The organism is Pedococcus sp. P2_D9, assembly GCF_056404275.1.
This window is the reverse complement of record NZ_JBFUEI010000001.1, coordinates 446,905-459,612: the sequence shown is the minus strand read 5'-3', so window position 1 is coordinate 459,612 and position 12,708 is coordinate 446,905. Positions and strand designations below refer to the sequence as shown.

Sequence of the window (12,708 nt, the reverse complement as noted above, 5' to 3'; positions counted from 1 at the left end):
TAACCTTCCCGACGTGACCACCAGCGTCCGCATCGTCGGCACCGGCCTCATCGGCACCAGCCTGGGCATCGCCCTGAGCCGTGCCGGCTATGCCGTGGTCCTCGCCGACCCCTCGCCGACGGCGGTGGCCCTGGCTCGTGACCTCGGCGCCGGTGTCGTGGCGAGCAACGACGACGCATCACCCGACCTCGTCGTGGTGGCTGCACCACCTGATGTGGCGGGTGCTGTCGTCGCCGACGAGCTCGAGGCGTGGCCCGACTCCGTCGTGACCGACGTGGCGTCGGTCAAGGTCGCCGTGCTCGAGGACGTGCGACGACGCGGCGCAGACCTGTCTCGGTATGCCGGCTCGCACCCGATGGCGGGGCGCGAGCGTTCCGGTGCGGTGGCCGCCCGGGGTGACCTCTTCGACGGGCGCGCCTGGGTGGTCGTGCCGAACGACCAGTCGTCCGAGGCCGCGATCGCGGCGGTCAAGGAGCTGGCCGTGGCGGCCGGGGGCACCGTCTCGACGATGAGTCCGGAAGAGCACGACGCTGCCGTGGCAGTGGTCTCCCACGTGCCCCAGCTGGCGTCGTCGCTGGTCGCCGGGCGGCTGCGGGAGCTCACCGATCCCGCGGTGGCCTTGTCAGGACAGGGAATTCGTGACGTCACGCGCGTGGCCGCCAGCGACCCTCAGCTCTGGACCCAGATCCTCGCCGGCAACGCCGTGGCCGTGCGCGGGGTCCTCGCCCATGTCCACGCCGAGCTCACGGAGGTCATCGGAGCCCTCGACGTGCTGGCGCACGGTGACGGTGTCGGCGCCCGTGAGGTGCTGGCCCGGATCGTGGCCCAGGGCAACGCTGGCCACGCGCGGATCCCCGGCAAGCACGGTGCTGCCCCCACGGCATACAGCGTGGTCGTGGTGCTGGTGCCCGACCAGCCCGGTGAGCTCGCCCGGCTGTTGCATGACGTCGGGGACGCCGGCGTCAACCTCGAGGACCTGCACCTCGAGCACGGCATGGGGCAGCCCTTCGGCCTCGCGGAGATCTCGGTGCTGCCCGCCGTTGCCGAGCGGCTCGGCGACGAGCTGACCACCAGGGGCTGGCGGCTGCACGGCTGAGGGGTGAACGACTTCGCGGAGGACGGCGGGTGGCCCATAGGCTTGCCCGTCATGAACAGCAAGCACCTCGTCGTTGCCGTCGACGGGCCCTCGGGTTCCGGCAAGTCCAGCGTGTCGCGCGCTGCGGCCGAGGCCCTTGGGGTCGGCTACCTCGACACGGGCGCGATGTACCGCGCCGTCACCTGGTGGTGCCTGGAAGAGGGCGTCGACCTCCTCGACCAGGAGGCCGTGGCACAGGCGACTCGCGAGATCCCCCTGGAGATGGGCACCGACCCGACCAGTCCGAGCGTGCACGTGAGCGGTCGCGAGATCGAGGGCGACATCCGCACGACCCGCGTGAGCGAGGCCGTCTCCACAGTGGCCACCAACACGCTGGTGCGCCCGATCCTGCAGCAGCTCCAGCGCGACCTCATCGACCAGGTCGCTACCCGCACCGGCGGAGTCGTGGCCGAGGGGCGCGACATCACCACCGTGGTGGCACCCGACGCCGACGTGCGCATCCTGCTGACGGCCAGCGTCGAGGCGCGCCTGCGGCGGCGGTCCAAGGAGCTGCACGGCCACGCAGCCGACCACGCCGTCGAGGCGACCCGTGACCAGATCGTGCGCCGTGATGCCGACGACTCCACGGTGTCCGACTTCATGGAGGCCGCCGAGGGCGTGACCCTGGTCGACACCTCTGACCTGGACTTCCAGCAGAGCGTCCAGGCCCTGCTCGACGTGGTGCGCAGCGAGGCGCCGGACAAGGTCCCCGCGTGACCGATGCCGGGCGCCTGACTGGTTCCGGGGCACGGGCTGCGGGGCTGGCCTGGTAGGTCCGACCTCAAATGTGCGCGACAATGGTGGGCGGCCACGCGGCACCCTGCTCGCGGTCCGGCCCCCACGGACAACGCAAGGAACCCCCGAAGTGAGCGAGAACCTGACCGACGACTCCACCGTCGAGCGCGCCCTGCGCGTCGGACTGGACGAGTTCGACCTCAGTGAGGAGGACCGCTCACTCATCGACGGCGAGTACGACGAGGACGGGTATGCCGTCGTCGACGGTCCGCTGCCGGTCGTCGCCGTCGTGGGTCGCCCGAACGTCGGCAAGTCCACCCTGGTGAACCGCATCCTCGGCCGGCGCGAGGCCGTCGTCGAGGACGTCCCCGGCGTGACCCGCGACCGCGTGGCCTATGACGGGGAGTGGACCGGTCGCCGGTTCACGCTCGTCGACACCGGTGGCTGGGAGATCGACGCCACCGGCATCCACCTTCGCGTCGCCGAGCAGGCCGAGGTGGCCGTCGACCTGGCCGACGTGGTGATGTTCGTCGTGGACGCCACCGTCGGTGCGACCGACGACGACGAGGCAGTGGTCAAGCTGCTGCGCCGTTCGGGCAAACCGGTCATCCTCGTGGCCAACAAGGTCGACGACCAGCGCACCGAAGCCGACGCCGCCGCCCTCTGGAACCTCGGGCTCGGACAACCGTGGCCGGTCTCCGCACTGCACGGTCGCGGCAGTGGCGACGTGCTCGACGCCGTCCTCGACGTGCTGCCCTCGATCTCGGCCAACGGCGACGCGTACCAGCGCGGCGGCCCCCGTCGGGTCGCCCTGGTCGGTCGGCCCAACGTCGGCAAGTCCTCCCTGCTCAACAAGCTCGCCGGCGAGGACCGCGTCGTCGTCGACAACGTCGCCGGCACCACGCGCGACCCGGTCGACGAGTTCATCGAGCTCGGTGGCAAGACCTGGCGCTTCGTCGACACGGCCGGCATCCGCCGCCGCGTCCACCAGGCCAGGGGCGCCGACTTCTACGCCTCGTTGCGCACCCAGACCGCGCTCGAGAAGGCCGAGGTGGCCGTCGTCCTCATCGACGCCGAGCAGTCCATCGCGGAGCAGGACGTCCGCGTCGTGCAGCACGTGATCGACGCCGGTCGCGCCCTCGTGGTGGCCTACAACAAGTGGGACCTGCTCGACGAGGAGCGTCGCCACTACCTCGAGCGCGAGATCGAGCGCGAGCTGGTCCAGGTGCCGTGGGCGCCGCGGGTCAACATCTCCGCCAAGACCGGGCGTTCGGTCGAGAAGCTCGTGCCGGCGTTGGAGCGTGCCCTCGAGTCGTGGGACTTCCGCGTCCCCACGGGTCGGCTCAACGCGTTCTTCGGCGAGATCGTGGCGGCCCACCCGCACCCCGTGCGAGGTGGCAAGCAGCCGCGAATCCTGTTCGCGACGCAGGCTTCCACCCGTCCGCCGCGGTTCGTGATCTTCGCCTCCGGCTTCATCGAGGCCGGCTACCGCCGCTTCCTCGAGCGCCGGTTGCGTGAGGAGTTCGGTTTCGAGGGCACCCCCATCGAGGTCTCCGTCCGGGTCCGCGAGAAGCGCAAGCGCCGATAGCTGGCGGCACGGCATACCGATTTCAAGCGGAGGTATGCCGTGCGCTAAGGTTTCGTTCGCTCCCGCGGTCCTGCTTCGGCTGGATTCTGCGTGGGCAAGCCACGGGCTGTGGCGCAGCTTGGTAGCGCACTTGACTGGGGGTCAAGGGGTCGCAGGTTCAAATCCTGTCAGCCCGACTAACGGGGTCCGACTTGTCCACACACTTCGGGCCCCGTTTTCATGCCCCGGCCCAGGCTCCTCGATGCGCTATGACTGCTGGCCGATTCGGGTGGCTCTGAACGGAGCCGCCACGAGCTCGATGACGGGGGCGTATACGCCCGTCTCGGTGGCCTCCTGCACGGCGGCGGCCTGTGCCTCTGCTGACTCCCACTCGGCGATCTCGACCAGTCCGTCGGGGTTGTCCAGCACCTCGTACCTGCGTGCTGCCGAGGAAGCCGGGTGCCTTCGACCCATGAGTCGCTGACATGTTCGCGAGCAGACTCTTGAGCTCGGCCCTGGCCCCCGGTTTGGCCTGGAACTCGACGACGACCTTGATGGGCATGAGTGCCTCCTCCAGTTCCAGTCTCCGGCGGGACGTCCGGGAGGACTGAACGGGACGGCCGGACGGGATGCCGTCGCTCCCGGGAGGTCAAGTCTCCTCCGGTCACCGTGGCAGAGGCAATGCGCTCGATGGGGCTACCGTCGGCCCATGAAGGCCGCGGTCTACACCGAGTACGGAGGTCCGGACGTCGTCCGCGTGGTCGACGTCGAGGCGCCCAGACCTGGACCACATGATCTGCTGGTCCAGGTCCACGCGACGACGGTCAACCGAACCGACTGCGCCTTCCGCGCGGGAACGCCCATGCTGGCCCGGGCCGTCTACGGAATCCGCGGTCCCAAGGCGAAGATCCTCGGGTGCGAGTTCGCGGGGACCGTGGTCCAGACGGGTGGCTCCGTCTCCGCGTTCACGACGGGAGACAGGGTGTTCGGCTACACGGAAGGCCCGTTCGGCGCCCATGCCGAGCTCCTCGTCGTCGGGGAACGCGCCTCGGTCGCCCGGATGCCACCCGGCCTCCTGTTTGAGCAGGCCGCGGCAGGGACCGAGGGTGCGCACTACGCCCTGGGCATGATCAGGGCTGCGCGGGTGCGAGCCGGCGACAGCGTGCTGGTCAACGGCGCGACAGGAGGGATCGGATCAGCCGCGGTCCAGCTGCTTCGCGCCATGGGTGCGGTCGTGACCGCCGTCTGCTTCGGCGAACACGTCGACCTCGTGCGCCGGCTGGGTGCCGACCGGGTCATCAACTGCTCTGCTGACGATTTCACCCGCGACGCGTCCCGCTTCGACCTCGTCCTTGACGCGGTGGGCAAGAGCACCTTCACCGCAGCCCGGCGAGTCCTCGGGCCACGCGGCACCTACGTCTCCTCCGAGCTCGGTCCGTGGCTCCAGAACCCCCGCCGCGCCCTTGTCGCGCCGGTGAGCCGTGGCCAACGGGTGCTCTTCCCCATCCCCACCCACAACCAGGCGATGATCGAGGAGCTGGCCGGACTCCTGGGGACCGGCGCCCTCAGACCGCTCGTCGATCGCCGCTATGCGCTGGACGAGATCGTGGAGGCCCACCGGTATGCCGGCAGCGGCCAGAAGGTCGGCAACGTCATCGTCAGCGTCGTGCCCGGCACGACGTCGGAGTGATGCCGGCGCCGTCTCTGCCGGAGGGCAGTGGTTGAGGTGCTCGCGACGGCCGCTCAGGCGGTCGGAACGGTGGCGGCGACGCACCAGGCTGACGCATCGACGGTGAACGCTCCGTCGGGCACCCGGCGTCGGCACTCGTCCCGCAGCGCCTCGCGACGCGAGTCGTCCAGGCCCAGGACGTACTGCCCTGCCGGTCCCACGCCCAGGGTGTAGGGCTCCCACCACTGGTCGAAGGACTCGAACGGGACCTGCACCGTGAGGATCGACGCCTCGAGCGCGTCCAGCCCGGCGGCGCCGAACAGCCTCGCGAGGTCGCCCTCCCTCACGCCCGCGAAGTCACCCTCTCCCTCCGCCTGGGGGTCGACGGCGCGGACCGCTTCCCAGAACAGCGACAGGGGACCGGCACTGGCGGCGTGGTTCCACACGGCGGCCGCGACCACGCCTCCCGGCCGCGTCACTCGGGCCATCTCGCGGAGCCCGGCGACCGGGTCGCGCATGAAGTGCACCACGAGCTGGGCCAGCGCCGCGTCGAAGGTGGCGTCCCCGAACGCCAGCGACTCCGCGTGACCGACCGTGACGTCGACACCAGGAAAGCGTTCCCTGGCGGCGGCCACGAAAGGTTCGGAGGGATCGACGGCACTGACGCCGGACTCGCCGACGACGGTGACCAGCCGTGCGGTGAGCGCGCCCGGCCCACACCCCACATCCAGCGCGCGCTGTCCGTGGCCCAGTCGTCCGACCTCGACGAACTGGTCGGCCAGCGGCTCGGAGAACCGCCCCATGAAGCTTCCGTAGGCCTGCGCCGGTACCTGGAAGCTCATCTGCCCCTCCCGCGAGGCTCTTCCATGGGAACGTTGGAAAGGACCCACTCAGCGAGCGGGCGAATCGCCGTCCAGGCCGACCGCACGTGGTCGAGAGCGGCGGGTTTCGACAACCAGTCAGGCGAACCGACGCGGTTCAGGGCCATGATCTCCTTGCGCCGCAACAGCTCCAGCCGCGGATGGTCGGCGTCGAATCCCTTGGGTCTGGTCTTGAGAGTGTCGCCTTCCAGGTCGAAACCGGCCCGGGCGAGCCCGGTCACGATGCCCTCGAACTCCTCGCCGGTGTCCTGCGCGGCTATCGCGCGTCGAAACGACTGCGTCTGCGCAGGGGAGTGGGTGCGGAAGCCACCGCCGACCGCGAGGCCGTCCCCACTGAGCTGCACGTAGTAGCCCACTCCGGCACCCCGACCCACGATCGCGCCCTGGTGGGTCTTGTAGGGCGACTTGTCCGCGCTGAACCGGACGTCGCGGTTGGGCCGGAAGAGCTTCGCCGGCCCGAACTCGTCCTCCAGAGCATCCACCAGGGCCAGCATCGGCTCCCGCACGTCGCGTTCCCACCGCGCCTTGTTGGCCGCCCAGAACTCCTTCGTGTTGTTGTCCTCGAGCTCCTGGTAGAAGGTCACACCCCAGGCCGGAAAGCCCTCGAAACCCGCACGGTCAGCCATGGCGCCCACTGTGGCACACGCCGGCCGGTTCGGGGCCGGTGAGCACGGCGGTCCGAGGATGGGAGGCTTGGGACATGCCCGTTCGTGTCAGCGTCGTCATTGCCACCTACAACAGTGGGCCGGACCTGGACCGCACCGTGGAGTCCGTCCGGCGCCAGAGCGTGGGCCTGGAGGCCCTCGAGCTCATCCTCGTCGACGACGGGTCGACCGACGCCCAGACCGCTGAGCGGGTCCGGGCGTTTGGCGGCGAGCACTGGATCACGGCCCTGGAGATCCCGAACTCGGGGTGGCCCAGCCGTCCCCGCAACACGGGGCTCGCCGTGGCCCGCGGCGACTACGTCCTCTTCATGGACCACGACGACCTGCTCTACCCCCAGGCGGTCGAACGCATGCTTGCTGCGGCCGACGCCAACTCCGCGGACATGGTGCTGGGAAAGGAGGTTCGGACGGGTGCCCGCACGATGGGACTGGAGTCGTTCCGCGCCAACGTGTCGCACGCGCACGTGATCGACGACCACGTGATCGACATCCTGACGCCCCACAAGATGTTCAGGACCCGGTTCCTGCTCGACCACGACGTGAAGTTCGCCGAGCACCTCAGGCGCCTGGAGGACCACCACCTGCTCGCGGCGGCCTTCGTCCACGACCCGGTGGTGTCCGTGGTCGCCGACTACCCGTGCTACCGCTGGATCATCCACGACACGAACAACTCGATGCGACACCCTGACCCGGCCGAGTACTTCGCCGCAGTCCGCGAGGTCCTCGACCTCGTCGACAAGTGGCCGTACGGGGAGCGCGTCCGCCAGGACGCCTACCGTTTGTGGGAGCTCTCGGTCGTCCTCAACAGGTTCGGCGCCAACGGGCTGCGCACGTGGCCGGCGGAGTACCAACGCGAGTTCTTCCGGGCGATCACGGCGGTCATGTCCGAGCGGTTCGACCAGTCACTCGACGCGGGACTCGCGGCTGCCGATCGGGTCCGTGCCGCGCTCGTTCGGGCGGGCGACCTGGATGCGGTCCTGCGCTACGTCGATGCCGACAGCGCCGTCACCACGAGGGCGGAGGTCCTCGAGGCCACGCAGACCGGGGCAGTCTTGACCTTGCGGTTGCGGGTCCGGCTGGAGGGAGCCGCGGGCCCCCAGACCTTCGGCGAGAAGCAGGGACGGGTCCTGATGGAGCCCTCGGCGCCAGTGTCGGACGACGTTGCCCTGGGCGCCCTGGATGTCACCTCGGACGTGGGCGACGCGGGTGTCGAGCTGCTCCTGACCCATCGCTCGACGAACGCCGAGTGGTTCCAGCCGACGCAGGTCCGCGGTGGACTGACCGACTCCGGTGACGGACTGGTCTGGGCGGCGGAGGGGTCGGCCACGATTGCACCCGCCACCGCACTCCTGGGGAGCACGATCACTCCCGGCACCTGGGACGTCAAGGCACGCACCACCGCCTTCGGGTACGACTCCCGGGTGGCGGTGCGCATCGACCCCGAACACGTGCCGCAGCCCTTCACCGAGGCGGGGGTCGTCATCAGCCCCTACGTCACCAAAGGTGGCCGCCTGGCGCTCAAGGTCACCAAGGCGCCGTCCCCGGCCCGCAGGAGCCTGGCTCGCAAGCTTGCCGCACGGGTGCGCAGGACGCTGTCATGAAGCTGCCCGGCGGCATACCCTCGCGGTCATGAAGTTCACCACGCAGGTGCAGCAGGGAGGCGGGACGGCCACGGGGATCGAGGTGCCGCCGGAGGTCGTCGAGGGGCTCGGTGGCGGCAAGCGTCCCAAGGTGAACGTCACGATCAACGGCAAGACCTACCGCAGCAGCGTCGCCGTGATGGGCGGGAGGTTCATGGTCGGCGTCAGCGCGGAGAACCGCGCCCTCACGGGGGTCAGCGGCGGAGATGTCGTCGAGGTGACCCTCGAGCTCGACACGGCGCCTCGCGAGGTCGAGGTGCCGGAGGACTTCGCGGCCGCGCTTGAGGTGGTCCCCGATGCCAAGGCGACCTTCGCCCGGCAGTCCTACAGCCACCAGCGGGCCCACGTGGACGCGATCAACGGTGCCAAGACACCCGAGACGCGCCGTCGCCGCATCGACAAGGCCGTGGAGATGCTGCAGGCGAAGGCGAACTCCTAGAGCCACCGGCAACGGCTCGGAGCCACGTGGCGATGCCTCACAGCGAAGCGGCGATCCGGCGCACGGCCTCGCGAACGATGTCGGGTGAGGTGCCGAAGTTCAGACGTGCACGGCCGGCTCCTCCCTGGCCGAAGCCGGTCCCCGGGTGCAGTGCCACCCGGGCCCGCTCGCGCAGCACCGCAGCCGGGTCGTCGCCGAGTCCGAGCCGACTGAAGTCGAGCCAGGCCAGGAACGTCCCCTCGGGGATGCGGTAACCGACGTCCGGCAGGTGCTCCGCGAGCAGGTCGGCCAACAGGCGGCGGTTCTGGTCGAGCCCGTTCAGCAGAGCGTCCAGCCAAGCCCCGCCCTCCAGGTAGGCGGCGCGGTGCGCGATGACCCCCACGTGGCTGGCTCCGTGCGACACCTCCTCGGGCATGCGCGCCAGGTCGGCGGCCGCTTCGGGTCCCGGCACGGCCATCGCGGCCTTGAGACCGGCGAGGTTGAAGGCCTTCGAGGCCGACATGACCGAGATCGACCGCGACCCCGCCGGCAGGGAGGCCACCGAGGTGAAGCTCGCGCCGGCGGGGACCACCGGGGCGTGGATCTCGTCGGCGACGACCCGCACGTCGAGCGACTCCGCGAGGTCGACTGCGGCCGTGAGCTCCTCGGGCGTGTGCACCGCGCCCGTCGGGTTCTGCGGGTTGCACAGCAGGTATGCCGCGCGGCCACCGCCGCGCGTCGCCTCCGTGAGTCCCAGCTCCAGGGACGCGAGGTCGATCCGGCCGTTGGCATCCAGGGGCGCCTGCACCACCCGACGGTCCAGGTGCCTCACGAAGTCGAAGAAGGGCGGGTAGACGGGGGAGTTGACCACGACCGCGTCACCGGGACCCGTGACCAGCTTGAGGACCTCGACCACGCCGAGCATCACGTCGGGCACGATCTGCATCGTGGTCGGGTCCGGCTTCCAGGCCCACCGCTCCGAGGCGAAGGAGGACAACGCCTCCGCGTAGTCCGCTGCCCACGGGTAGCCGGTGTCGCCGCGATGCATGGCCTCGACCACGGCGCGCTGGATCGGCTCGGCCGGCACGACGTCCATCTCGGCGACCCAGAGGGGGAGGATGTCCGGGTCGTAGAGCCGCCACTTGACGCTGCGCCGCTCACGGAGACGATCGAGGCCGGGACCGAGCAGCGGGTTGTCGACAAGCGGGTTGCCCATGCCTGCGAACTCTACGACGGGCTGGCAGTTAGGCTGCCTGCGTGCCAGCACAACACGATCGGGGGGAGCGAGATCGGGGGAGGCTCGTGAGTGAGCCCGTCGTCTCCGACCGGGTGCTCACCCTGCCCAACGTGCTGTCCGTCCTGCGACTCGTCGGGGTGCCGATCTTCCTGTGGGCGATCCTGGCCCAGCACGACGTCATCGCCCTCGTCACGCTCATGCTCTCGGGCGTCAGCGACTACCTCGACGGCAAGATCGCGCGTCGCTTCGGGCTCGAGTCCCGTCTCGGCCAGCTGCTCGACCCGTTCGCGGACCGGCTCTACATTGCCACGACGCTGCTCGGCCTGGCCCTGCGCGACATCATCCCCTGGTGGCTGGTCCTCGCCCTCGTCGGCCGCGAGGTGTTGCTCGCCGCGGTGCTGTGGCGGATCCGTCGCTATGGCCAGACCGGGCTGCCGGTCCACTTCGTCGGCAAGGCGGCCACGTTCAACCTGCTCTACGCCTTCCCGCTGCTCCTCCTGGGCGAGGGCACCAGCACCTTCGCCGAGTGGGCGCTGCCGATCGGCTGGGCGTTCGCATGGTGGGGCACCGTCCTCTACTGGATCGCAGGGGTCATGTACATCGTGCAGGCCCGGCAGGTGGTCGCCGCACACACGGTGCCGGCGAGATGAACCCCGGACCCACGTCGCACCGCGGCGAGCCGCCACCGGTCACCACACCCGGCAGGCGTCCCGACGAGTCGATGACGCTCCTCATCTCGATGATGGAGCGACCGCTCGACCCCGGGTATGCCGCCGCGGCCGCCGAGCGCGAGGCCGCCGGACTGCCGCCGAGCACCGGCACCCGGACCCTGACCGTCGTCGTCGCCGCGGTGGTGGCCGGACTCCTGCTGACCCTCGGAGCGGTGGCGCTGCGCACCCCGTCGTCGTCCGCCATCAAGGCCAAGGCCAACCTGGTCAACCAGATCGAGGCCCGTCGGGCCGCGGTCGAGAAGCAGGGGACATCGTTGCGCGCCGTCCAGGCCGAGGTCGACAAGCTCCAGGCCCAGGCTCTCGGGCAGGACGAGTCGTCGCTGCAGACCCGGCTCGCGGCCCTCACCCTGGCTTCGGGTGCCCAGTCCGTCACGGGCACGGGGATCACGGTCCAGCTCGACAACGCGCCGGGCAGTGGCGGCACCAGCGCCGACGGCAACCCGCGCACCGACGGGAAGAAGGACGATGGCGTCGTCTTCTCCAAGGACCTTCAGATCGTCGTCAACGGTCTGTGGGAGGCCGGTGCCGAGGCGATCTCGGTCAACGGCCAGCGGCTGACGTCCACGTCCGCCATCCGCTTCGCGGGTGAGGCGATCCTGGTCAACTACCGTCCGCTGGCCAGGCCGTACACGATCAGCGTGATCGGCGACCCCGACGACCTCCAGGTGGAGTTCGCGGAGAACGACGGCGGTGCGTACGCGCGCGCCCTCAAGGACAACTACGGCATCCGTGTTTCCATGGACGCGGCGGACAAGCTCACCCTGCCCGCCGCCACGTCCCTCACGGTGCGTGAGGCGACGGTCCCCAAGCCCAAGAGCGGCTCCCCGGCCCCGACCGGGTCCAGCTCGCCCGGCTCGTCCAGCTCCTCCAGCTCGTCCACCCCGTCCACGTCGGAGAGTTCACCGTGATACCCCTGCTCGGCCTGATCGGCGGCGTGCTGGTGGGACTCCTCTGGGGTCCCGACGTTCCCGTCGCGCTGCAGCCCTATCTGCCCATCGCGGTGATCGCGGCGCTCGACGCGGTCTTCGGGGCGGTCCGTGCGGTCCTCGACGGCATCTTCAACGACAAGGTGTTCGTCGTGTCGTTCCTGGCCAACGTCGTGGTCGCCGCGTTCATCGTGTTCCTGGGTGACCAGCTGGGTGTGGGTTCGCAGCTCAGCACGGGGGTGGTCGTCGTCCTCGGGGTGCGGATCTTCTCCAACGTCGCCTCGATCCGCAGGCACCTGTTCAAGGCATGAGTGCTGACCGTCCGGAGCCACCGGACTCGTCGTGGAGGACCCTGATCCGGATGGCCCGGCCCCGGGCGACCCGGGCGAACGCCTTCGCGGCGCTCCTGGCGATCGTGCTGGGCTTCGCCATCGCCACCCAGGTGCAGCAGACCAACCAGAGCGGCCTGGAACAGCTGCGCGAGGACGAGCTGGTGCGCATCCTCGACGACGTCAGCCAGGAGCAGGACCGGCTGACGTCGGACTCGCGCGAGCTCGAGGTGAGTCGTGACCGGCTGATCTCGGGCGTCGACTCCAGCGCGGAGGCACTGAAGTCGGCCCAGGAGCGGCTCGACACCCTGGGCATCCTCACCGGCACGTCGCCGGCCACCGGTCCCGGCGTCGTCATCACCATCAACGACCCTGACCACAAGATCACCGCAGCCAGGCTGCTCGACGCCCTCCAGGAGCTGCGCGACGCCGGAGCCGAGGCGGTCCAGATCGGGGACGTGCGTGTCGTGGCCGACACCTGGTTCGCCGACGTGGACGGTGCGATCGAGATCGGGGGGGAGCGCGTCGCGCCGCCCTACGTCATCAAGGCCATCGGCGACAGCGCGACGATGGCCTCGGCGATGGAGATCCCGGGCGGCGTCAGCGAGTCGGTCCGCGGGGACGGTGCGCTGCCCACCGTGCGCCAGTCCGACGACGTCGCCATCACCGCATTGCACAGTCTGAGCGAGCCTCGTTACGCTCGGCCCGTCCCGGCGCCGTCACCCTGAGCAGCATCAGCGTGGCCCGCCGGCACCGCAGTCGCCGGCGCGTCCGT

14 protein-coding genes and 1 tRNA gene are annotated in these 12,708 nt (G+C 70.3%); 11 read left to right on the top strand and 4 right to left on the bottom strand.

Features of this window, described 5'->3' with window-relative positions:
* The first annotated feature begins 13 nt into the window (after nucleotides 1-13).
* From AC1DXJ_RS02165 to AC1DXJ_RS02150, 4 genes are all read left to right on the top strand, one after another.
* On the top strand, nucleotides 14-1,096 hold the full coding sequence (locus AC1DXJ_RS02165; protein ID WP_477636263.1) for a prephenate dehydrogenase: 1,083 nt from the start codon (nucleotides 14-16) through the stop codon (nucleotides 1,094-1,096).
* 51 nt (nucleotides 1,097-1,147) lie between these two features.
* Nucleotides 1,148-1,852, top strand: a complete 705-nt coding sequence (cmk, locus tag AC1DXJ_RS02160) for a (d)CMP kinase (RefSeq protein ID WP_477612994.1) — start codon at nucleotides 1,148-1,150, stop codon at nucleotides 1,850-1,852.
* A 148-nt stretch (nucleotides 1,853-2,000) separates the two neighbouring features.
* Nucleotides 2,001-3,458 (top strand): ribosome biogenesis GTPase Der, encoded by a 1,458-nt coding sequence (der, locus tag AC1DXJ_RS02155; protein ID WP_477612993.1) that lies wholly within the window; start codon nucleotides 2,001-2,003, stop codon nucleotides 3,456-3,458.
* 102 nt (nucleotides 3,459-3,560) lie between these two features.
* Nucleotides 3,561-3,634, top strand: a tRNA-Pro gene (locus AC1DXJ_RS02150).
* Between the two features lie 70 nt (nucleotides 3,635-3,704).
* Here AC1DXJ_RS02150 and AC1DXJ_RS02145 read toward each other — a convergent pair.
* The gene (locus AC1DXJ_RS02145) at nucleotides 3,705-3,866 is read right to left on the bottom strand and encodes a hypothetical protein (RefSeq protein ID WP_477636262.1); all 162 of its coding nucleotides are present in this window, start codon (nucleotides 3,864-3,866) and stop codon (nucleotides 3,705-3,707) included.
* 280 nt (nucleotides 3,867-4,146) lie between these two features.
* Between AC1DXJ_RS02145 and AC1DXJ_RS02140 the strand changes: the two genes are divergently transcribed.
* Nucleotides 4,147-5,127, top strand: a complete 981-nt coding sequence (locus AC1DXJ_RS02140) for an NAD(P)-dependent alcohol dehydrogenase (protein ID WP_477636261.1) — start codon at nucleotides 4,147-4,149, stop codon at nucleotides 5,125-5,127.
* A 53-nt stretch (nucleotides 5,128-5,180) separates the two neighbouring features.
* On the opposite strand, the gene AC1DXJ_RS02135 is transcribed toward AC1DXJ_RS02140, so the two are convergent.
* Both AC1DXJ_RS02135 and AC1DXJ_RS02130 read right to left on the bottom strand, forming a co-directional pair.
* Entirely contained in the window at nucleotides 5,181-5,948 is a 768-nt protein-coding gene (locus tag AC1DXJ_RS02135) for a class I SAM-dependent methyltransferase (RefSeq protein WP_477636260.1), read from the bottom strand.
* Entirely contained in the window at nucleotides 5,945-6,613 is a 669-nt protein-coding gene (locus AC1DXJ_RS02130) for a DUF2461 domain-containing protein (protein ID WP_477612990.1), read from the bottom strand. Before AC1DXJ_RS02130 ends, AC1DXJ_RS02135 begins: the two co-directional genes overlap by 4 nt.
* A 74-nt stretch (nucleotides 6,614-6,687) precedes the next feature.
* On the opposite strand from AC1DXJ_RS02130, the gene AC1DXJ_RS02125 reads away from it, so the two are divergent.
* Together AC1DXJ_RS02125 and AC1DXJ_RS02120 are read left to right on the top strand one after the other, a co-directional pair.
* Nucleotides 6,688-8,253 (top strand): glycosyltransferase family 2 protein, encoded by a 1,566-nt coding sequence (locus AC1DXJ_RS02125; protein WP_477636259.1) that lies wholly within the window; start codon nucleotides 6,688-6,690, stop codon nucleotides 8,251-8,253.
* A 28-nt stretch (nucleotides 8,254-8,281) separates the two neighbouring features.
* Complete coding sequence (locus AC1DXJ_RS02120) at nucleotides 8,282-8,731, top strand: YdeI/OmpD-associated family protein (RefSeq protein WP_477636258.1); 450 nt, start codon at nucleotides 8,282-8,284, stop codon at nucleotides 8,729-8,731.
* A 37-nt stretch (nucleotides 8,732-8,768) separates the two neighbouring features.
* Here AC1DXJ_RS02120 and AC1DXJ_RS02115 read toward each other — a convergent pair whose 3' ends face one another.
* Nucleotides 8,769-9,926, bottom strand: coding sequence for a MalY/PatB family protein (locus tag AC1DXJ_RS02115; protein WP_477636257.1), 1,158 nt, complete (start codon nucleotides 9,924-9,926; stop codon nucleotides 8,769-8,771).
* An 86-nt stretch (nucleotides 9,927-10,012) separates the two neighbouring features.
* Between AC1DXJ_RS02115 and clsA the strand changes: the two genes are divergently transcribed.
* Genes clsA through AC1DXJ_RS02095 form a run of 4 tightly spaced genes read left to right on the top strand, consistent with a single transcriptional unit; the run spans nucleotide 10,013 to nucleotide 12,661 of the window.
* Entirely contained in the window at nucleotides 10,013-10,597 is a 585-nt protein-coding gene (gene clsA / locus AC1DXJ_RS02110) for a cardiolipin synthase ClsA (protein ID WP_477636256.1), read from the top strand.
* Nucleotides 10,594-11,586, top strand: a complete 993-nt coding sequence (locus tag AC1DXJ_RS02105) for a DUF881 domain-containing protein (protein ID WP_477636255.1) — start codon at nucleotides 10,594-10,596, stop codon at nucleotides 11,584-11,586. The genes clsA and AC1DXJ_RS02105 overlap by 4 nt, the downstream gene beginning before the upstream one ends.
* Nucleotides 11,583-11,915 (top strand): small basic family protein, encoded by a 333-nt coding sequence (locus AC1DXJ_RS02100; protein ID WP_056920954.1) that lies wholly within the window; start codon nucleotides 11,583-11,585, stop codon nucleotides 11,913-11,915. The genes AC1DXJ_RS02105 and AC1DXJ_RS02100 overlap by 4 nt, the downstream gene beginning before the upstream one ends.
* A gap of 50 nt (nucleotides 11,916-11,965) precedes the next feature.
* On the top strand, nucleotides 11,966-12,661 hold the full coding sequence (locus AC1DXJ_RS02095) for a DUF881 domain-containing protein (RefSeq protein WP_477636254.1): 696 nt from the start codon (nucleotides 11,966-11,968) through the stop codon (nucleotides 12,659-12,661).
* Nucleotides 12,662-12,708: the final 47 nt, after the last annotated feature.